This is a genomic window from Corynebacterium glaucum, assembly GCF_002287505.1.
Taxonomy (GTDB): Bacteria; Actinomycetota; Actinomycetes; order Mycobacteriales; family Mycobacteriaceae; genus Corynebacterium; species Corynebacterium glaucum.
Genome location: NZ_CP019688.1, coordinates 1770897 through 1791101, shown reverse-complemented (window position 1 = coordinate 1791101; position 20205 = coordinate 1770897). Strand labels below are relative to the sequence as shown.

Genomic DNA, 20205 nt, shown 5'->3' with positions numbered 1-20205 from the left:
CGTGCCCGAGCAGGACTACCCCGGTACCTTCCGGGACCGAGACCAGCAGCGTGCCCCGGCGCACGCTGCGCCACACGACACCCCCGCGCACGCTGCGCACGCTGCACACGCTGCGCCACGCAACAGTGCGGGGTGGACGTTCGCCGTCATCGCGGTCGCGCTGCTCGTTGCCGCTGTGGTGTTTGTGGGGCTGCAGACCTCGAAGATTCCTACCGGCACTGTCGAGGACCGGCAAGCCCGCGAAGAGGTGCAGACCCCGCCGGAGGAGCTCGCGCCGGCTGCCGATGGGGAAAGCGGCGAGGGGCAACCGTTTGAGCTGATCAACCAGATTCTCGTACCGGAATTCGCGGTGTGGGCACCGGGCACGAAAATCCAGTCCACCGACCATTATCCGCAAGCTGGGGTGACGTTCACCGCTCAGTCGTGCACCGTCGCGTTCTCATTCTCCGATGCGCACGGTCGCAACTTCGCAGTCACCGCCGGCCATTGCGGCAAAGAGGGCGACCTAGTTTTTCCCACAAACGCCGTGTACGCGACTGACTACGCCCAAGAGGCCGGCCGGTTCATCTACTCCGACCTCTACAGCCCCGGCTCCGAGGGCGTGGACGTGGGGATTATCGAGATCACCGATCCGAACCGCTATATGGAGGTCGTCGGTGACCCGATTCCTACGGGCATCGGCGAGCAGCTGCCCCCAATTGAACAGGTGTGCAAAACCGGCGGCACCACCGGCTACACCTGCGGTTACTTTGTGGAGACGCAGCGAGTGCAGATCGTGGACACTGACGTGGACGATGAGCGTCCCACCTTCGGCGACATTGCGGCGGTGTGCGCCGCGTCCGGCGATTCCGGCGGGCCTGTGTTCACCCAAGTCAATGGCCGCGCCGTCGTCATCGGCGTGGTTTCAGGTACAGAGGCCGGCCGCACGGGCGAGGAGTGCTGGGAGGGCATGGAGAACCCGAAGATGATGAGCTACTCAAACGTCGAGCAGCTCATGAGCGTGGTGACCAAGGTCGTTCCAGAACCCGCGTTCACCACCCAGACCTGGTGAGCGCTACATGCCCCACATCTGCTTGAACGCTTCTCCGGTGGGGTAGCGGTCCTCGATCAAGCTCTCGCCTTTTACCTCGTGGCGGGCGATGATCTCGTCGTCGGTGTACGCCGTAAACAGCATCCGGTCCACGCCTTGCGGGAACTTCTCTTTCTTCCATTCCTCTGCCATGGCGTCAGCTTGATCGTCGCTCACCGGGTTCGCCCAGGTGTAGGCCAGCTCCACGCCGGTGCCCCAGAAGTTGATGAAGGTGACGGCATCCGCACCTTCTTCGTACGCCAGCGTCAGGGCGGTCAGGATGGATTGCTCGGGGACCGACTTAAAGCAAAAATCCCAGAAGTGGATCTTCATGTTGTCGTCGGTAGCAAGGGTGACGGTGTCCAGGCAGTTCTGCTCCAGAAGCCGAGACAGGTGACCCGCAAGCTCGGCGCGGGAAGGCTCCGCGACCATGGTGCCGTCGGCAATAGTGCCCCGCAGCATCACACCGGCCTCGCCCACAGCGGTCTCTGCATCCTGAATGAGGTGGCCGCGAACGCTAGCGCGCACGTTCGCCTCCTCGCGCGGAGCCGGGTTCCATGCCTGCTGCGGGTCGGGCGGCTGTACCTCAGACAGCTTCGCATCGGCCCGGTAGCTGGCCAGCATCGCCACCATCACTACCAGCGCAATCACTATCGCCCCGTAGCCGATGACAAACACGGGCAACGGCATGCGTTGCACCAGCGTGCGGCGCTCCGGGGGAGCGGATTGCGCAGCTGGGGACGTTGCCTCGGCAGGGGAGTGGACGGTGCTCATAACGGCTGAGAGTCTACACTCGGGGCCGTACGAATCCCGGTAGTTCACCCCGGCAGAAAGGACTCGGCGTGCCCATCCCCGAATTCATCGTGGAAACCCGCAAGAAGATCGGCCACGACATGATGTGGATGCCCGCGATCTGCGCCGTGGTCCTGCGCGATCCCACCGACGCCACCGCCAACTCCGCCTGGGCGGTACCGGAGGTGCTGCTGGTCAAGCGCGCCGACAACGGCGAGTGGACGCCGATCACCGGCATCGCGGACCCCAACGAGGAGCCGCACGATTGCGCCGTGCGCGAGGTGGAGGAGGAGACCGGCATCCGCACTCGCCCGGCCGGCATCCTCGGTGTAGGCGCGACCGGCTTCATCACCCACGCCAACGGCGATAACGCCTGCTACATGTCCACCCAGCTGCGCATGGAGCCGGAGGACCCGTCTGCGGAGCCGGTGGTCGGCGACGATGAGTCGATCGAGGTCGGCTGGTTCCCCATCTCCCAGATGCCCGTGACCAACCCGAAGTGGCGCCTCGCAATCGCCGACGCCGCCGCCCACCGCCGCCACCCCGAGCGCTTCACCCCGCGCATGGGCCTGTCCAAGCGCTAAGTCAACGATGCGACTCGGCGTCGATGTCTCCGAGCACCAGCCAAGCTTCGACTTCACCGGCTTCGACTTCGCCATCCTGCGCACCACCGACGGCACCTACCAGGACCGGGCGTTCACCGAGCACTTCGCTCGCGCACGCAGCGCCGGCATCGCCGACATCGCCACCTACCACTACCTGCGCGCACCGTCCGAAGGCACCACCATCACCGAGCAGGTCGAGGCCGCACACTCAGCAGTCGGGGAGTTGCGGTTGCCAGTTTGGCTCGACGTCGAGTCCCCACAGGGGCTTTCGCTTATCGACGTCTCGTCAGCGCACTCCCACTTCACCCAACGCGGCTTCGAGGTAGCGGGGATCTACACCACGGCGAACTACTGGCGTCGTCACATGCTGCTCGCCGACGTGCGCCAATTCGGAGCACTGTGGCTTGCCGATTGGCGCGACAACCCGCGCGTTGACGCACCCAGCGCGATACCCGAAGGCCTGAGCGATCCCGCCAGCTGGCCGCGTCCCTTCGGCTTTCCAGAACCCGCGATTTGGCAGTTCACCTCACGTGGTCGGGTTTCTGGCCCCAACGGGCCGTTCGACGTGGATCTGAACCTCGCGCGCTAGGCCTCCGACGGTTGGGGGGTCGGGGGCTTGGTTCCGGGAAACCACCAGGTGGCGCGCCCGGTTAGCCGAAGCGCGGCAGGCACAACGATCATGCGCACGATGGTCGCGTCCAGGGCGATACCGACGGCGAGGCCGAAGCCGAGCTGCTGGATCGGAACGACGCCCGTGAACGCGAACGCGCCGAAGACGACCACCATTAGTAGCGCTGCACCGGTGATGAGCGGGGCGGTGGCAGTGAGCCCTTTGGCGATCGCGGACGTGTTGTCTCCGGTGCGCAGGTATTCCTCCCGGACGCGAGAGATGAGGAATACCTGGTAGTCCGTGGCGAGGCTGAACAGCAGCGCCAGCAGCAACACGGGCACGAAGTTCTGCACGTATCCCAAGACCTGGAACCCGAGGAGGTCCGCGAGGAAGCCGTGCTGGAATACCAACACCATGAGCCCGTAGGTCGCGCCGACGCTGAGCAGGTTCACGCCGATTGCAACCAGCGGGATCACGATCGACCGGAACGTGACCATCAGGAGCACGAAGATGACCACGAGCATCAGCGCGACCACCCACGGCAGCGCGTTGGCGATCTCGGCGTTACTGACCACACCCTGCGCGGTCTCACCGCCGACCGCCCAGGTGATGCCCGAGAATTCCGTGTGTTCAAGGGTATTGTTCACCTGCTCCAACGCGGCGCGGGTCGCGTCGCTGGCGGCCCAGTCGTCGACCTCGACCTCTACGAGCATTTTCGTTCGATCGGAGGACAGGAAGACTCCGAGCTGTTGCACCAGCTCTTCTGGGAGTGCGTCCATGACGGGAGTACCGAGTGCGGCGAAAGGGTCTTGCGGCGAGACCTCGGTAAGCACGTTCAACGGGGAGCGCACCCGGTCGACGTGCTCGATGCGTTCAAACTCCTCGATCAGGCTGGTCACTTCCTTAAAATCGAGGTCGGTGAAATCACCGTCGTCTGCGCTCAGCAGTACCTGGATCGGGGCGGTCGATCCGATAGAGAACTGCTCGGCGACGACATCGTAGCCTTGCCGTGACGGGGCCTCGGTGTTCACGATCCGCGCATCGGGGGTGAACGTCGTGAGCTGTACTGCCGGGATCGCGAGTAACCCGAGCCCCAAAGCACCGAATATGAGCGAGGCGATGGGGCGGTTCACTACCAGGCGGGCGCTGCCCGAGATCGCCGATTCAGACGCCTCAACCCGCGCCTTGCGGCCAGGGATGCGCACACGGCCCCAGTTGACGTTCCTGCCAAGTAACTGCAACATCGCGGGCGCGACGGTGACGCTAACCAGCAGGGAGAACAGCACCACTACGATTACGCCGAGCGCAAGGGACCGGATGATCGCGAGATCAACCAGGAAAAGCGCTGCCATCGCCACCGCGATCGTCAACCCCGACGCGATGACCGTGTGCCCCGACGTGCGTCTGGCGACCTCCAGCGCTTCGTCCGGGGAGCGCCCGGCCGTCAGCTCTCGTTGATAGCGGCGCACCACGAACAGCGTGTAGTCCACGCACACCCCGAGCCCGAGCATCGTTACCGCGTTCAACGTGAACGAGGACAGTTCGACGAATTGCCCGATCAGGTTCACCGTGCCCAGCGACAGCACGATCGCGATCCCGGTCGAGAGCATCGACACCACGACCGCCGCGACACTTCGGTACAGGAACAGCAGCACCAAGATGATCAACGGCAATGCGATCAGTTCCGCCATCACCAGCCCCGACAAGGAGTCGGCGTTGATCTGCCCCCAGAACGCATCCGGGCTCACTAGTCGCGCCTCGAGCCCAGACCCCTCCAGCTCGGCATCCAACTGCGTCTGTAGATCGCCCAGCACAGTGGTCGCTTCAGTGACCAGCAGATCGCTGCCGATGATCGTCAGCACCGTGCGGGAATCTTCGCCGATGTAGTTCGCCGCGATGGCTGGGCCGCTTAACCAGCCCACCGACGAGGTCACCTCCAGTGCGGGATCCGTGGTGACCCGTTCGATGACCGGTTGCACCCGCTCGTTGAACTCCGGATCGCCCACCTCGTGCCGGGTATCGGTCACCGCGAGGGTCACATTGGTGCGGCCACGCCCCTCGAACCCCTCGGACAGACCCTCGGTGACTATGGCAGGGCCTGAGCCTGCCACCGTCCATCCGCCCTCCTTTAGCGTCTGCCCAATCTGCATCACTCCAAACATCGACAGCCCCGACAACACGAAAGCCACGGCGAGTGTCACCACTGCTCCCCAGTGTCGGTTCACCGATTGCTTGGACGTTTCCATCCCCTCAGCACGAGACATCATTTTTCGTTTCCCCTCTCACCCCGACCTCAGACCGCGGCACATTGGTAATCAATTAGCGAGTACCCGCTAAGTTGCGAATGTAGCATAACTTAGCGACTACTCGATATGATGAGAAAATGGCACGCTCCACAGCGCAGGCACGACGCAACGAGGTCGTCGAGGCAGCGATCCACCTATTCGCCCACTCCGGGTACCACGGCACGAAAACCTCGGCGATCGCCGAAGCTGTAGGTGTCTCGCAGCCCTACTTGTTCCAGCTCTACCCCACAAAGAAAGCGATGTTCATCGCGGCATGGGAAGCGGCCTGCGACCGCATCATCGCGACTCTGACGGCTGCCGTCGAGAACACTCCAGCAGAAGAACGTCTCGCTGTACTCGCCACCAGCTACGACGACCTCGTCGCAGAAGACCGTGACTTGCTCACGATCCAGGTCCATGCCTGGGCTGCCGCCACCTCTGACGATGAGATCGCTTCCGCGACCAGAAACGGGGTTGAACGCCTACGCGACTTGGCTATCGAACACCTCGGCGTGAACCGTGACCAGGCCACCCAAATGATCGCGGTTATGGCGTTCTACAACATCAATGCCAGCATCAACCTCGACAACGCCGAAGAATGTTCAGTCGCTCACCTGCTCGGCGATGCCATGAAGTAACACCGTCTAGGCTCACCATGCGCTCTCGTAGTTCACCTCGGGCGCTCAGACTTCTTAAGGTGTTTTCCGGCGCAGGCTCGCTGCGCCGAGCGCGACGAATGCCGCGCAGAATCCAGAAAGAATGGCGATATCAGTTGCCAGATCGCCTTTGGGAAACGCAGACGGGGTAGGTGCGGTGCTTAACGCGAGCATCGCGTCGACGACGTAGCTGATCGGCATGGCGTGTGAGAGCAACTCGAGGGCATGCGGCATTTCTTCCCGGGGCACGATAACGCCACAGAGCAGGAATTGGGGAACGATCGCAGCGGGGACGAATTGCATAACCTGGAACTCCGTACGGGCAAAAGCAGACGCCAACAATCCTGCGGTGGTGCCAGTAAGCGCGCTGAGCAAAGCAACCACAACGAACGCAGCGAGTGACCCCTCGATACCTAAGTCGAGTAGCCGGGTGCAGACAACGACGGTGATTAGTGTCTGCGCAACCGCAACCAGGCTGAAGGTCAGTGTGTAACCGCCGATGATGTCGATCCGGCGCACCGGCATTGTGAGCGCTCGTTCCAGTGTTCCGGAACTGCGCTCGCGAAGCGTGGTCACGGATGCGACAAGGAACATTACGAGGAACGGAAACACCCCGAGGACTGCGTGCGCGATGCGGTCAAATAATCCGGTATTGCTCAAGATCCAATACAGCAGAGACATTAAGACAGCTGGCAACACGAAAATGAGTGCGAGAGTTCGTGGGTCCCGTCGCAACTGGTTGCCGACCCGCTTGGCCACAGCAAAACTTGCCCTCATTTGGTCATCGCCTCCACGAATGCCGCTTCAAGCGTTGCTGCACCGGTTTCGCGTTTGATGGTTTCCGCGTGCGTGTGGCTCACCTTGCCGTCGCGAATGAACAACACGTTTTCGCAGTGCTCGGCTTCATCCAGGATGTGGCTCGAGATAATCAGCGTGGTGCCCTTGTGGGCCAGCTCCTTGAACAGGTCCCACATCTGGGTTCGCAGGATGGGGTCGAGGCCGACCGTTGGCTCGTCAAGGACGACAAGTTCCGGATCTGGCAGTAGGGCAACCGCAAGACTTACGCGGCTGCGTTGACCACCGCTGAGCTTGCGCACCGGCTCGTCGATCTTGGCGGTCAGATCGAGCTGGCCGACCACTTCGTCGATTCGGTTGCGGCGAAGCCCGTAAATGTCTGCAACATAGCTAAGGTTCTCTCGCACGGAGAGTTCGTCGAACACGCTAGCTTGCTGGGTTGCGTACGTGACCTTGGTGCGCAGTTGGCGATGACCTGCGGGCAGTCCAAGCACGTGCACAGTGCCGTCGACACGCGCCTGCGTGCCCACGATCATGCGCATCAACGTGGTCTTGCCTGATCCTGAAGGGCCGACAAGCGCGGTTATCGAACCTCGAGGCAAGGTGAAGGAAACAGGCTGAAGGATTCGGGCTCGCGCGTTCCGCATAGCAACTGCGGGAGTATCCGGGTCTGGTTTCATAGCGAAAGTGTCACCGTTCGCCAGCTAGTGTGTCCAGCATGGTGAATAAACGCCGCGGTCGCCCGAGCGAACCATCGAAACGTCGAGAGCTCATCCTTCATGCAGCTAGGATGCAGTTTCTCCAGAATGGATACGCGGGCACGACGCTTCGAGGAATCGCGGCTGAAGCCGACGTGGATCACGCTTTGGTGAATTATTACTTCGGTAGCAAAGATGCGTTGTTTTGCGAAGCGGTGCTCGATGGGTTGAGCGCGTCCGCGATATTGCGCTCAGTAAGTTCGGTTCCGGAACTCCCGCCTGGCCAGTTCCCTCAACTGCTTGCCCGCACGTTCGTTACCTATTGCGAATCGTCTCCCTTTCAAGAGCGAGTACTGCCAGCGTTTCGATATGCAATGAAAGACGACGACACCAGGGCAATCGTATCCGGCTACTTCGAGCGTGAAATTCTTGCCGGCGCCGAAGAACTCCTTCTCGGATTACGGGCACAGCATCCGGGCCACCCTCGGCTGAGTACAGCCGACGCGGTAGTGCAGAACTCGATTGTCCTGCTGGGGGCTCTGATGTCCCGTTATGTACTGCAGGTGCAGCCCCACGCGTCAATGACACCCGATCAATTCGCTTCAATGTTGGAACGCCTTATCAGGGTGTCGCTCCTGTGATTGCCCTGGGGTGAGAGCGAAACCCTCGCCCACAGGCTCCGGATCACTGGTTCTTTTCGGGATCCGTGAAACCAGATGGTTCGTCGGATTCGTAGTCGCTTTCAGGACGTGCCCAGTCGTTAGAACCTTTGTCCTGCTGGTTCGTTTGGGTCCAGCTCGTTGAGCCCGAGCCAGGCCACTGCTGGTTCCAGCCACCGGCGTTCTGCTGGTTCGGCTGCTGCCACGGGTTCGGAGACTGCTGCGGAGCAGCAGGGTTGAACGGTGCCTGGTTCACGGGTGCTCCGGCAGCATCGTTTTGACCCTGGTTGGCAGCTGCCGATGCCCGTGCCTTGTTCACCTGTGCCTCGAGCTTGTCCTTACCCATCACGAGAAGGGCAATGGATAGCGCCAGGGTGACAAGGGAGATCAGCAGCCACAGCCACCATCCGGCACCGAGCTTGACGATGACGTCCTCTTCATTCTGCCTTGCCGCTATCGCAGCGATGATGACCGCAAGAAGTTGAATCGCGCCGGCGGCGATCCCGAGTATTGACGCAAGCTTCCATTTCTTGACCACGCCGAAATAGACCGCGACGCCGTAAAGAACCAGAAGGAGCAACGTCGTAAACACCATGAAGCCTGAGCCTGCCTCAGCGTTGAGCTCCTCAAGCAGACCCTGAGTCACAAAATTATCTGCGAACTTGCCGTAACCCGAGCTCTGCAGATCGAACCGGCCCCACCAATTCAAACCAACGTGAAAACTGCCGTATCCGAATAGGTCGCCACCCACATTGGCCACGGAAAGGAAGCTCGCGATGAAGGTGATTAGGAGCTGGAAGGCGTACACCCATGTCGGCCACTCGGGCAGATTGCGTGGAGCTCGCGGTGTTGCCGGAGCAGCCGGCGCCCCTTGGTTCCACTGCTGCGGCCCAGGCTGCCCCCACTGTTGCTGAGGCTGGCCAGGCTGACCACCCCATTGCGGAGCGCCCATCGGCTGGCCGTAGTTCGGTTGCCCACCCCACTGCTGGCCACCCATCGGCTGCCCATATTGCTGTTGCCCACCCCACTGCTGCTGAGGCTGCCCGGGCTGACCACCCCATTGTTGGCCACCCGAAGGCTGGCCGTGCGCCTGCTGCTCGCCCCATTGCTGCGCATTGGACTGTTGCGCGTTCCACCGCTGGTAGCCGGTCGAATCAGCATCGCCGCTTGCCGGGTGCGTGGATCCAGAATCGTTGCTGCTGCCTGGGTCGTACGAGTGGCCGCCATCTGGACGGTCGTCGGGCTTCGGTGCGCTTGGGGTAGTCATGGTTGCCTCCGTGTAATCGAGCGTGTTGACTGAATTGTATAATGAACCATAACTCGCTGCAGGCATAGAGCTTTTCGCTTATCGACGACTCGTTGGCCACATCGGCAGCGGAAGCGGGGGATTCGTCAACTTCTGTATTGTGTCGGATAGTACAAACTGTATTATCTCAATGGGTACAACTGTGATGGTTACCGTAGTACAGGAGGGAGAGGCCGACATGCACGTCATCACGATTAGCCCTGACGCAAGCGTTCCCGTTTTCCAACAGATTCACGACGCGATTGTGCACGCGATAGCGACGGGCGAGCTCAGGACTGGGGACTATCTCGACTCGGTCCGCCGGGTGGCAAAGGAGTTTGGTATCAACCCTGCGACCGTGCAGAAGGCGTACGACCTGCTTCGCCAGGAAGGGCTCATCGAGAGTGCTTCGCGCTCCGGAAGCCGCATCGCCGCGCCGCCCGCGCAGGAGCCGGACATCGGTTCACTCCGCCCCGCTCTTGCGCTCGCTGTAGCCCAGGGCACCGCGCCAGAAGAGCTCAAAACGCTGTTGGAGGACGAGCTGGACCGCTTCATTGAAAGGACGCGATAAAAGTGAACTTCATGGTCTTCGCTGTACTGGTCGCGGCGACTACAGCAATCATTGCAATCGGGCTCGCACTATTGCCCACTCTCTCACCTAATGGAGTGGTGTTGGGTGTGCGGGTTCCCGCGAACCAGGCCGACAATCCAGCGGTCCACTCCGCGCTCACTGGATACCGGAGGGCGATGATCACTGTCGGCGTGATCGCGACATGTGTGGCCTTCGTGGGGTCTGCGTACCCTCCCACTGCGATCGCAGTTCCGGCCGGGTTGTTGTTCGGATTTGCAGCTGCGTACTCCACCCAGCGTCAACACCTACTCCGCGCGAAAGAGGACCAGGGATGGTTCGACGGGCTCCATACCGCCGTCAGCGGACGAGTGGCGCGTACTCAGCAGGAACCAAGCCCGGTGTTGGCGTGGGCATTGGTGCTGTGCTCGACCGCTGTCACTGGGCTGAGCGCGCTCGTAGTTGCCTCACGCTGGGACGAGATCCCTGCGGAGTTTCCCACCCACTATGGCCCGTCGTTTGAACCGGATGCGTGGGCCGCTAAGTCTGTTGCATCCGTGTTCTCCCTTTCGTTGGTGAATGTGGCGGTGATAGTGCTGCTCGCATTTTTCGCCTGGTTGATCACCTCGGGCCGGGTATCAAGGCGAGCGGATCGCACCGAAGACGGACTCCGCCGCGATATTGAGGCGCAACACGTGGGGTTGCGTGCCGCGGCTGTGCTCACGTTCGTCGTCGTGACTGGCCTTGCTGCACTCCAGGTCGTCATGCCGCTCCCGCAGTTCCATGACCTTTTGGCCCCGGTGACGGTGGCAATGTTGACGCTCACAACCGTGTGTGTGATTGGCCTTGTGGCAAGCCTCGTTAGGGTGCGGGTCAGCAGTCGGCAGCACGCGTTTGCGACTGGCGCTGTCGAAAGCCCCGACAACGATGAGCACTACAAATGGGGAATGTTTTATTACAACCGCGACGACCCGGCTGTGATCGTCGATAAGCGAACTGGCGTCGGGGTCGATTTCAATTACGCAACCTGGCAGGGCCAAGCATTCCTCGCTGTAACGCTGGCAACGCTAGTGGGCGGCCTCGTGTTCGCCTTCGCACTGTAAGGAGCGCACATGAACATCTTTGCGTTATTAACTATCCAGGTGGTGGGCCTAGTCCTGTTGATCGCGGCGCTGTGGTGGGTAACAAAGCGGCGCCTGGGTTACCGCTGGGCCACCCTCGGCTGGGGCGCATTGGCATGGCCACTATCGCAGTTCGCGCGGATGATTGTTGCCACTCCGATCCTCATCTTGCTGGGAAAAGTCCTCGACCCGGCCGCACTCGCCACCGCGTCAGTTGTGCTGATGGTGCTGTTCTCGGGTGTCTTCGAAGAAACCGCGCGATGGCTGGTGCTGCGGTTTTGGGCAAAGACCGCAAGGCAGTGGCGCGATGGTGTCGGATTCGGCTTAGGCCACGGTGGTATCGAGGCGGTTCTCAGGCTGGGGTACACGGCGATCACCAGCGTAATTTTGCTCACCAACCAGGAGCGTTTTCTGTCGCTGGCCGAAATGTCAGGCCAGAAAGATGCAGTGGCCGCAGTGCAACAACAAATCGACGATCTCGCGCACATGACCCTCCCGCTTGTCACGTTGAGCTGGTACGAACGTGCGCTTGCGATCACATTCCACGTCGCAATGACGCTGCTCATCCTGCGCGCCGTGCGCGAGCGGAAATGGCAGTTGTGGCTGCTCGCAGTCGTACTGCACTCGGGCTTCAACGCGTTGGCGGCGGCGCTTTTGCCCCTCGGATTGCTCCCCGTCTACATCGCGCTGACCGTGGTGGCCGCCGGATCTCTGTGGGCGGTGCTCGCAGGGCCGTTGTCGCGCCGCTCCGTTGAGCAGCAACCTCAGATAAACTAGCTGCCATGCAGTCCAACGTGTACACGCGCCGACTCGGCGGGCCCATGTTCTGGGTTGTAGCCATCATCCTGGTCGGCGCAGCTGTGGCGATGGCACCGAAGATGTTCACCGGTTCGGCGTGGGACGTGGTCTGGTGGTTCGTGCTCGTACTGTTTTCCGTTGCCTGCTTGCTGATGCGGGTGAAGGTTACGGTGGATGACAGCGAGGTGCGTTTCACAGTCTTTGGTTTCTCGGACCGCGTTGCGCTGTCGTCGATAGTGAATGTGTGCCGGGGCCCTGAGATCACCTTCAAGCATGGTGCTGGCGTGCGCTTTATTGGCAACGCCACTGGGTACGTGGTGCCCGGCCCGACGGTTCAGATTGAGACCTCAACCTCGACGTATCTTGTATCTGCTACTGACCCAGAGGCCGTAATTGCGGATATCGAAGCGCGACTGCATGCGGCAAACGTGACCGCATAACCTCGCTTGCCGCTACCCGGCGGAGATGAGCTCGTCGCGGTTGATCTTGCCGGCGAGCGAGCGGGCGACCGCGAAAGGTACGAATGCGAGCTGGAAGCAGATCGCTTTCCCGAAGAAGATTGCTACATCCGCGCCCGTAGGTTCGAACCACAATTTCGCTGCGATGGCGAGAAACCCGGTGATGACGAAGAGCACCGTCGAGATAACAAGTGACGTTTTCAGTCCGTCTTCGCGCGCCTCGAGGTGTCGGGTGAGTTCGTACTCGTCCAACTCAGCATCAGGAAGATCTGCCCCGCCGATGCTGCGACGCAGTTGAATCGTGCCGAACGCAGCTACCAAGCCACTCAGGATCCACAGCACGTTGGAAATTCCGGGCTGGAAGAAGTGAGTTATCAGGGCGAATTGGTAGAACCCGAACGCCACATCGGTGAAAAGGATGCGCCGCTTCCGGCGGGTAACAGATTCAGGGATTGCGCGGGTGGTCATGTCCTAGTCCTTTCGGTAGATCTCAGCCGACATTGGGCTGAACTCGGAGCGGGAGAAGACGGCCTCTACCGGCAGCTGGAACACATCGCAGATTTTGAATGCGAGGTCCAAGCTGGGGTAGTGGTCGCCGCGCTCCAACGCGCCGATGGTTTGTGGGTTGACCCCAACCGCTTCCGCGAGCTGCGCGCGCGACATGTCCCTTTCGGTGCGCAGCACTCGGACCCGGTTATAAATCGGGTCAGTAGACTTTTTCTTTGGGGACATGAACCAAAGTGTTGTATAAACCCAACACTTTGTCAAGTGTTTAAGCTGTCCGATAGCGCGCGTTCTGGCTTACCGGCGGCCTTCCAACACCCAACTTACGAACCGGCTCGAGCACAACCCCCAGTGCGCAACAAGCAATACCGGAATGCTGAGCGCCACAACGTCCAGCCACTCGGAGCCGTTGACCAGGGCTACCTGGTGACCACCCATGCTTATGGTGCCGGGTGGGAACGTGCACGCCCACCACGCGGGGGAGTATTCCACCCAGCGAGCGACGTTGGGGTAGAAGGTGATCATGGCGAAGATCGCCAACGGGATCGCGATGATTAACGCGACAAGCCCGTATCCAACGGAGTAAACGCCTGGGTACAGCACCTGCAGCGCGGTGGTGGATTGCCCCACCACGCCAAGCGGGACCCAGGCAGTGGCAGACTTCGCCCCACTCAGATCGACGTTGCCGTGCCAGACGGCCCAGTACACGCGAATAAAGACGGGCACCGCAGTCGAAATCGACATGAGGAACAGCACCGTGCCCAACACGTGGTACAGATGCCCGTAATCGCGGGCGATCCAACCGGCGACGGATGCGGAGATCATTGGCCCGACGAGCGGCAGTCCCCAGGTGAACCTCGGCTCCCCGTCGAAACGCATGAGCTGCAAAGCCCAGGTGATAACCGTGGGAGGTCCGCCAACCCAGAACCCGATGAGGCGGAAGATGCCCTGGCCAGTCAACCCGGACAACGCAGCGCCGAGCGCCAAGATGCCGATGAAGTACATCGACCACTCCGCCATACTTGCTTGCTCGAAACGGGGATGGCGGTACCGCAAGAACCCGACGGTCAGCACAACGAAAATTACGCAGGCAAGCACGGCAAACATGCCCGAGGCGATCATCAGGTTTTCTTCGACCAGCAATCGGGCAACGATCGAGGTACCCATAAGGCTGCCGCCCCAGGCAGGACCCGGGGCTGGCAATTTGCGGAATCTATCGGTCACTGTAGGGATGGTAACACCTAGCAACCGAAGTAGAATATAGACTCCAGTGCCATCAGCACGCCATCACTTAATGTCCGCCAGTTACAGGATTTTGGCTGGAGATCGATTCCGCGATCCAGAGAGCAGGGCTAGAGACAAGCATTGTGATGTAGCTGGAGAACCCCTATCTCTAGGAGCGTCGCGGGCTGGCAATTCCGTCCCGAAATATGGGTGAGCCTGCGACGGTGTCCAGAAACTCGTCCAGCAAGCCCTCCCTAATTTCAGCTCTGTAAAGGAAATTGTCCAGGGCGACTATTACAGACAGAACAGAGTTGTTGTCGTAGCTAGTTTTCGCCATCTTTTCTGCTCGACGGCGCACACCGTCTGGCACTGCTGGCTGGTCAAGTACGTAGCAGTTCCAGAGTCGCGATGAATGAGCGCACTTGTTTCTCACAAATGTGAAGGAGCGCAGTTGGCTGGTGAGGAAGCGTTTGCCCGTGCCTAGAATCTCAGCGGTGCGCTCGTAAACCGCGTTGCCGTCATTTCGAAAACTGATCGCTTTTGAAAGCGTTCCCAAAGAAAGAGCTTCAACGGCTGCCCAGACGGGTACGTCGTAATACCAATCTCCGCCATTAGATGATGAATCTCGCCGATACTTCTCAATGTATGGTTCCTTCGACCGGCTTAGCTCGCCTTTAATCAGCTCATGGGTCCGGATAGAAGTTGGGTTCTTGGGGGACTTGTACGAACTGCGGCGCAGGTACTGCTCATACGGTGAATGAATCTCCCCTTCGCTGAGTGCGAAAGCGGTTCGCGCTGCGATTTCGGCTTCTTGGATGCCACTTAGAAGTAGGACGCGCAGCGCTCGATCCAAGTCGTAGATTTCAATTATGTCGTTCCAATGCGTGCCCTCGACGAATCTTTCATCCCCATTTGCGGGGTCACGTTGGAAGAATCTCGAATAGCCTGATAGACGATAGTAATTCTGGCGCTTGAGGAACTCTTCAGTCTCTCTCCTGGACGGCAGAGTCAAACCTCGTTTCTCAAGAAGATTGACCTGATCGTCAATTGCCAAAAATTTCTTCCGGCGATTCACTGCCTCAGAATAGCAAAGCCCCCCTCTCATTTGACGCTGATCCTACGGGAAGCTCGGAGGGGGTTCGATTGCCACCAATATAACCCACTTCACGCAGTTTGAGCAACATGAAGTGACGCCTCTTACGCAGGCGGGTGTAGTCAGCGACTCTAGCAGTCGAAGTACAGCTCGAATTCCAGCGGCGTCGGGCGCAGGCGCGACGGAGCGATCTCGTTGTCAACTTTGAGCTTGATGTAGGTCTCAATGAGATCCTCGGTGAACACGTCGCCCTCGGTGAGGAAGTCGTGGTCCTCTTCCAGCGCTGCCAGAGATGCCTCGAGCGAGGTCGGTGCCTGCGGGATGTCCTTTGCTTCTTCCGGTGGCAGTTCGTAGAGGTCCTTGTCCACCGGCTCATGCGGCTCGATGCGGTTCTTGATGCCGTCCAGGCCTGCCATCATCATCGCAGCAAAACCGAAGTACGGGTTGCCGCTCGGGTCCGGCGCGCGGAACTCGATGCGCTTCGCCTTTGGGTTCGCGCCAGTGATCGGGATGCGAATCGCCGCGGAACGGTTGCGCTGCGAGTACACCAAGTTGATCGGCGCCTCAAAGCCCGGTACCAGGCGGTGGTAGGAGTTCAGCGTCGGGTTGGTAAACGCCAGCACCGCGCCTGCGTGCTCGAGGATGCCGCCGATGTACCAACGCGCGATGTCGGACAGCCCGCCGTAGCCGGACTCGTCGTAGAACAGCGGCTCGCCGTCCTTCCACAGCGACTGGTGCGCGTGCATGCCAGAGCCGTTATCACCCGCCAGCGGCTTCGGCATGAACGTCGCGGTCTTGCCAAACTGCGTTGCGGTGTTCTTCACAATGTATTTGAAGTCCTGCAGGTCATCGGCCGCGTGCAGCAACGTGTTGAAGCGGTAGTTGATCTCCTGCTGGCCGCCGTTGCCTACCTCGCGGTGGAATCGCTCTACCTCAAAGCCCGACTTTGCCAGGTTGTGCACCATGGCATCGCGCACCTCGACGGTCTTGTCGTGCGGCGGGATCGGAAAGTAACCACCCTTGTAGCGGTTCTTGTAGCCCAAGTTCGGCGAGCCGTCCGGCTCGGTCTCGTTGCCGCGGTTCCACCAACCTTCTTCCGCGTCGATCTCGTAGAACGCGCGCTCGCCGCGCACTTCGTAGCGGATGTTGTCGAAGAGGTAGAACTCCGCTTCAGCACCGAAGCTGCAGGTGTCGGCGATGCCGGTCGATGCCAGGTACTCCTCGGCCTTGCGAGCCACGTTTCGCGGGTCGCGGGAGAACGCTTCGTGCGTGAACGGGTCGTTGACAAAGAACTTCACGTTCAGCGTCTTGGTGCTGCGGAACAGATCCAGCTTCGCGGTCGCCAGGTCCGGCATGAGCACCATGTCGGATTCCTCGATCGTCGTAAAGCCGCGCACCGAGGAGCCGTCGAAGGCGAGCCCTTCCTCCATCGCATCCTCGTCGAACTGGGAAGCTGGGATGGAGAAGTGGTGCTCAATGCCGGGCACATCCGTGAACCTCACATCGATAAATTCCACCTCTTCGTCGGTGATGAATTTTTTGACGTCCTCGATGTTGTCGAAGGCCACGTGCCCAACTCCTTACCCTGATGAAACGAACGATCCCAGTTTAGAGCAATTTGCTTATCGACGATCATCTGTTTCGGCCCCTCACCGCCACCGACTAGGGTGAACGCTATGGCTGAGGACAAAACAAACCGGGCGAATTGGACGAACGGGCCGGAGATCCCGAACCAGTTCGATGGGTATGACCCAATTCCCGGGTACCCGGGCGAGTTCCTCGGTATGCCGGAGGCAGGCTCCGGCTCTCAAGCGTCCGTCGCGCGCCGCATGGTCGGTGTACTCATTGACTGGGTGATCTGCCTGGCCGCCGCCACAATGCTCACCATGTACACAGACAAGCTCGGTGACACTGCGACGCTGACTCTTCTGCTCTGGGTGCTTTTGGGGATTTTCACCGGGTGGCTCTTTGCCCGCACTCCGGGCATGGCGATGCTCGGGATGGGCGTGGCCCGCGTCGACACGGAAGCCCACGTCGGGCTCTGGCGTGCGGCGGTGCGTACCCTGCTTACTGCGTTCATTCTGCCTGCAGCGATGGTGGATGCGGACGGCCGCGGTATGCACGACCGCGCAACCAACACCACTGTGATCAACACCTAGCTTGCGGAGGGAACTCGCGCCGAGCTAGTCGTTGATGGGGCGCACCTCGCCGTCTAGCTCTTTGCCGAAGTCGATGTACCGGGAGAACGCCCAGTCTTGGTCGGTGATCATGCGCGCGATGATGAGGCCGCCGGCAATGAACAGCACCGCGAACACGACATCGGTTGCGGCGTAGAGCGCTTCCGGGGTGTTGCCTTCTGCAAAGTTGTGCAACGCAACGTAGATCGTTGTGCCCGGGATCATCACCACTGATGCCGGAATGGTGACCGTCACGCGCGGCACCGAGGCGTAGTTGCCCAGCTGGCTGCCCGCCAACCCAATCAAGAGTGCTGCCAGGAATGCCGCCAGGAAGCTGCGGACACCGAGTGTGAGCAACCACAGGCGGAGCAGGTTGGCGGCGCAGCCGAGGCAGGCGGCGGCCAATGCCATCCGCCGCGAGGAGTTGAACAGAATCGCAAAACATCCAATAGCGACGAACGACGACACACCACCGGCAATGAAGTACTCCCAGCTCGACTCATGCACGGGTGGTGTGGCTTGCGGAGTGCCGGAGAGCATCGCCACCACCGAGACGGTCAACATGATCACGACGATGACCTCGACGGCGAACAGCAGGCGCGGAATGCCGGCGGTGAAGTCGAAGCGAGCCAAATCCACGAATGCGGCAAAAAGCGGGAATCCTGGAATCAAGAACAGGACGGACGCGATGAAGCCAGGGGAGATGTCACCCGGCGTGGGCAGCAGGTATGCCAGCACGAGATACAGCGACGAAGCTACCGACGCCGCCACGGTGATCACACCGAGCACGTTGAAATGCTTGTGGTGCAACTTCACGCGGACGAATTGGCCAGCGGCGGCAGCGAAGAACACCACACATGCCGCGACGTACCCGAACTGGTTGAGCACCGCAAAGCCCGCACAAGCGAGGCCCGCGGCGATGGCGGCGATCCATAGCGGCCAGCGGGGAGTGGGGATTTGCTCGATCTCATCCAGTGCCGCGTTAATTTCATCCGCAGAGTGGTAACTCTGCAGGAGCGTGTGGGCGGTGGACTCCAGCGCCTCGATGCGTGACGAGTTCACACCCGGCAGCGGTACGTCCGCGACGAGGGTACGAAACTGCTCGCCGTAGTGAAACGTGCAGGTGATGGTGTTGAATCCGACGAGGACATCCGCGTTGTCGAATCCCATTGAGCGGGCCGCGCGCTTGACCGCCCGAATCACGCGGTAGCTGGCTGCGCCTGCGGAGAGCAGCATCATGCCGAACCGCAGCGCAGTATTCGCCTCTGCGGCGAAATCCACCTGGCCGGTTGCGTGAGCCGGCATCGTTTCGTCAGCCACGACTACCGAGTCTAAGGCTGGCGCTGGAAAGCCGCAGTTAAAGTGACCAGCGCTGCAGGTGCTGGGCGAGTGCTGCGGCGAATGCATCCGGGTGCGTGACGTGCCAGCGGTGCCCGGCCCCGGGAATGATTTCTAAATGCGCGCGTGGGATCGATGCGGCGACGGTGCGAGCCGCCCGCAGGTTCGGCCTGTCCTTGGCGCCACACGCCACGGTGACGGGGACGGTCATCGTGCTCAGCTGCGGTCGCAGATCCAAGTCTTGCAGTGACTTGAGTGTGTCGAGCATCTGCGTCTTCGTCACCCCGTCGCCACCCACGAGTCGCTCGGGGAGCAGACGCAGCAGCGCGATCTGGGTGCGCATGAACCCCGCAGGCGGGTGGACTTGCGGGGCGGAGAGGAAGAGCGACGCCACCTTCTCGGGGTACCTTGCGGCCAGATCGAGAGCGACGACTGCTCCCAATGAGAGGCCCACGAGATGCACGGGTGCATCCAGATCCCGAGCGATGCGTTCAGAGGTGGAGTTGAGGTACCAGGGTTGGGCGCTGCCGTCGATAAGCGAAAGTGTGCGGGCCGAAACCCCTGGCAACCGCTGCGCAACTGGCTCCCAGACGTGCTCGGTTTCGCCGAGGCCGTGGAGGAAGACGACGCGAGCTGGCTGACTCATGTGCTGGCTACTTGCCGCCCTGACGCTGCTGCATGCGGCGCATCTTGCGGTTCATGCCGGACATGTTCTGCGCCTGCTTCGGAATCGGGCCGCCGGGCAGGCCGGGGATCTGGCCAGGGCGGGTGCGGGCATCCATCGCGTCGAGCTTTGCGCTCAGCGCGTAGACGTCGTCCTTCTTGTAGTTCTTCGGCAGCTTGAGAAGGTGCTTCTGCAGGTCGCGGTTGCGTACCTGGCCCTCGCCTTCGCCGGCGTATACCTCGAAGATCGGCACGCCAGCAAGCAGGCGGTCGACGCGCTTGTGCTCCTTGGCCATGAGCGGCTTGAGTCGGTTCGGGTTGCCTTCGCCGACCAATACGACACCAGGGTTGCCCACAACGCGGTGGACGGCATCCATGTGAGTGTTGGCCTGCACACCGGTCTTGGGCACCCAAGCGATGCCCATAGTGGACTTCATGTTCTCAAGCGTCCAAGCTGCCGCGCCGGGAGTATCGCCGACCTCGTCGTACATCGAACCTTCAAGGCGGCGGGAGAAGATCCACATCGCGAGCACGGCGCCGAGCAAAAGGCCCAGCACGAGCATGAACCACTGGCCGCGGAATAGCAGACCGATGAGGAAGAACAGAAGGCCCATGCCGAGGACCGAAAGCAGCATGTAAGGAATGAGTTTCTTGTCGCGCTTGCGCTGGATGTTGAACGCTTCGCGAACCTGCCCGCGGGTCTGCTTACCCTTGGCGCGCTTTGCTGCGCGCTCTTCCCGCTTCGCCGCCTTTTCGGCGGCCTTCTGTGCTGCTGCCTTCTCGTCCTTGGCCATGGGCCTTATATTA

The 20205-nt window shown here is 61.0% G+C and carries 23 protein-coding genes; 10 read left to right on the top strand and 13 right to left on the bottom strand.

Features of this window, described 5'->3' with window-relative positions:
- The first annotated feature begins 1 nt into the window (after position 1).
- Positions 2-1051, top strand: coding sequence for a trypsin-like serine protease (locus CGLAU_RS08700; protein ID WP_232507091.1), 1050 nt, complete (start codon positions 2-4; stop codon positions 1049-1051).
- 3 nt (positions 1052-1054) lie between these two features.
- Here the strand turns inward: CGLAU_RS08700 and CGLAU_RS08695 are convergent, their stop codons facing one another.
- The gene (locus CGLAU_RS08695; protein ID WP_095660356.1) at positions 1055-1843 is read right to left on the bottom strand and encodes a hypothetical protein; all 789 of its coding nucleotides are present in this window, start codon (positions 1841-1843) and stop codon (positions 1055-1057) included.
- Positions 1844-1911: 68 nt separating this feature from the next.
- On the opposite strand from CGLAU_RS08695, the gene CGLAU_RS08690 reads away from it, so the two are divergent.
- The gene (locus CGLAU_RS08690) at positions 1912-2445 is read left to right on the top strand and encodes an NUDIX hydrolase (protein ID WP_095660355.1); all 534 of its coding nucleotides are present in this window, start codon (positions 1912-1914) and stop codon (positions 2443-2445) included.
- Positions 2446-2452: 7 nt separating this feature from the next.
- A complete protein-coding gene (locus tag CGLAU_RS08685) occupies positions 2453-3055 on the top strand; it encodes a glycoside hydrolase family 25 protein (protein WP_095660354.1) in 603 nt (200 codons plus the stop codon).
- On the opposite strand, the gene CGLAU_RS08680 is transcribed toward CGLAU_RS08685, so the two are convergent.
- Positions 3052-5343 (bottom strand): MMPL family transporter, encoded by a 2292-nt coding sequence (locus tag CGLAU_RS08680; protein ID WP_095660353.1) that lies wholly within the window; start codon positions 5341-5343, stop codon positions 3052-3054. The two genes, CGLAU_RS08685 and CGLAU_RS08680, sit on opposite strands and share 4 nt — an antisense overlap.
- A 116-nt stretch (positions 5344-5459) precedes the next feature.
- Here CGLAU_RS08680 and CGLAU_RS08675 point away from each other — a divergent pair, with 116 nt between their 5' ends.
- The gene (locus CGLAU_RS08675; RefSeq protein ID WP_095660352.1) at positions 5460-5999 is read left to right on the top strand and encodes a TetR/AcrR family transcriptional regulator; all 540 of its coding nucleotides are present in this window, start codon (positions 5460-5462) and stop codon (positions 5997-5999) included.
- Positions 6000-6053: 54 nt separating this feature from the next.
- Here the strand turns inward: CGLAU_RS08675 and CGLAU_RS08670 are convergent, their stop codons facing one another.
- Both CGLAU_RS08670 and CGLAU_RS08665 read right to left on the bottom strand, forming a co-directional pair.
- Entirely contained in the window at positions 6054-6794 is a 741-nt protein-coding gene (locus CGLAU_RS08670) for an ABC transporter permease (RefSeq protein ID WP_232507090.1), read from the bottom strand.
- Positions 6791-7459, bottom strand: a complete 669-nt coding sequence (locus CGLAU_RS08665; protein WP_232507264.1) for an ABC transporter ATP-binding protein — start codon at positions 7457-7459, stop codon at positions 6791-6793. The genes CGLAU_RS08670 and CGLAU_RS08665 overlap by 4 nt, the downstream gene beginning before the upstream one ends.
- Positions 7460-7530: 71 nt before the next feature.
- Between CGLAU_RS08665 and CGLAU_RS08660 the strand changes: the two genes are divergently transcribed.
- The gene (locus CGLAU_RS08660; RefSeq protein WP_095660350.1) at positions 7531-8151 is read left to right on the top strand and encodes a TetR/AcrR family transcriptional regulator; all 621 of its coding nucleotides are present in this window, start codon (positions 7531-7533) and stop codon (positions 8149-8151) included.
- 43 nt (positions 8152-8194) lie between these two features.
- Here CGLAU_RS08660 and CGLAU_RS12620 read toward each other — a convergent pair whose 3' ends face one another.
- Positions 8195-9436, bottom strand: coding sequence for a hypothetical protein (locus tag CGLAU_RS12620; protein ID WP_415877126.1), 1242 nt, complete (start codon positions 9434-9436; stop codon positions 8195-8197).
- Positions 9437-9605: 169 nt separating this feature from the next.
- Here CGLAU_RS12620 and CGLAU_RS08650 point away from each other — a divergent pair, with 169 nt between their 5' ends.
- From CGLAU_RS08650 to CGLAU_RS08635, 4 genes are read left to right on the top strand one after another with little or no spacing between them, the layout of a single operon-like run.
- Entirely contained in the window at positions 9606-10025 is a 420-nt protein-coding gene (locus CGLAU_RS08650) for a GntR family transcriptional regulator (RefSeq protein WP_232507089.1), read from the top strand.
- Between the two features lie 11 nt (positions 10026-10036).
- Complete coding sequence (locus CGLAU_RS08645) at positions 10037-11125, top strand: DUF1648 domain-containing protein (RefSeq protein WP_157731308.1); 1089 nt, start codon at positions 10037-10039, stop codon at positions 11123-11125.
- Between the two features lie 9 nt (positions 11126-11134).
- Positions 11135-11920: a YhfC family glutamic-type intramembrane protease gene (locus CGLAU_RS08640; protein ID WP_095660348.1), complete on the top strand. Its 786-nt coding sequence runs from the start codon at positions 11135-11137 to the stop codon at positions 11918-11920.
- Positions 11921-11925: 5 nt separating this feature from the next.
- Positions 11926-12381 carry a hypothetical protein gene (locus CGLAU_RS08635; protein ID WP_095660347.1) on the top strand — a complete coding sequence of 152 codons (456 nt, stop codon included), beginning with the start codon at positions 11926-11928 and terminating at the stop codon, positions 12379-12381.
- Between the two features lie 12 nt (positions 12382-12393).
- Here CGLAU_RS08635 and CGLAU_RS08630 read toward each other — a convergent pair whose 3' ends face one another.
- The 5 genes from CGLAU_RS08630 to glnA all read right to left on the bottom strand — a co-directional run bounded on the left by CGLAU_RS08630 (position 12394) and on the right by glnA (position 16788).
- Positions 12394-12867, bottom strand: a complete 474-nt coding sequence (locus CGLAU_RS08630) for a hypothetical protein (protein WP_095660346.1) — start codon at positions 12865-12867, stop codon at positions 12394-12396.
- A 3-nt stretch (positions 12868-12870) separates the two neighbouring features.
- Positions 12871-13131: a helix-turn-helix transcriptional regulator gene (locus CGLAU_RS08625; RefSeq protein WP_095660345.1), complete on the bottom strand. Its 261-nt coding sequence runs from the start codon at positions 13129-13131 to the stop codon at positions 12871-12873.
- Between the two features lie 69 nt (positions 13132-13200).
- Positions 13201-14127, bottom strand: a complete 927-nt coding sequence (locus tag CGLAU_RS08620) for an SLAC1 family transporter (RefSeq protein ID WP_269768539.1) — start codon at positions 14125-14127, stop codon at positions 13201-13203.
- Positions 14128-14296: 169 nt separating this feature from the next.
- Positions 14297-15202, bottom strand: coding sequence for an Abi family protein (locus CGLAU_RS08615; RefSeq protein WP_095660344.1), 906 nt, complete (start codon positions 15200-15202; stop codon positions 14297-14299).
- Positions 15203-15351: 149 nt separating this feature from the next.
- A complete protein-coding gene (glnA, locus tag CGLAU_RS08610; RefSeq protein ID WP_095660343.1) occupies positions 15352-16788 on the bottom strand; it encodes a type I glutamate--ammonia ligase in 1437 nt (478 codons plus the stop codon).
- Between the two features lie 108 nt (positions 16789-16896).
- On the opposite strand from glnA, the gene CGLAU_RS08605 reads away from it, so the two are divergent.
- Positions 16897-17379 (top strand): RDD family protein, encoded by a 483-nt coding sequence (locus tag CGLAU_RS08605; protein ID WP_095660342.1) that lies wholly within the window; start codon positions 16897-16899, stop codon positions 17377-17379.
- A gap of 24 nt (positions 17380-17403) precedes the next feature.
- On the opposite strand, the gene CGLAU_RS08600 is transcribed toward CGLAU_RS08605, so the two are convergent.
- From CGLAU_RS08600 to CGLAU_RS08590, 3 genes are read right to left on the bottom strand one after another with little or no spacing between them, the layout of a single operon-like run.
- The gene (locus CGLAU_RS08600) at positions 17404-18717 is read right to left on the bottom strand and encodes a threonine/serine exporter family protein (protein ID WP_198304887.1); all 1314 of its coding nucleotides are present in this window, start codon (positions 18715-18717) and stop codon (positions 17404-17406) included.
- 37 nt (positions 18718-18754) lie between these two features.
- Positions 18755-19381: an alpha/beta fold hydrolase gene (locus tag CGLAU_RS08595; protein WP_095660340.1), complete on the bottom strand. Its 627-nt coding sequence runs from the start codon at positions 19379-19381 to the stop codon at positions 18755-18757.
- 7 nt (positions 19382-19388) lie between these two features.
- Positions 19389-20192 (bottom strand): DUF4191 domain-containing protein, encoded by an 804-nt coding sequence (locus CGLAU_RS08590; RefSeq protein WP_095660339.1) that lies wholly within the window; start codon positions 20190-20192, stop codon positions 19389-19391.
- Positions 20193-20205: the final 13 nt, after the last annotated feature.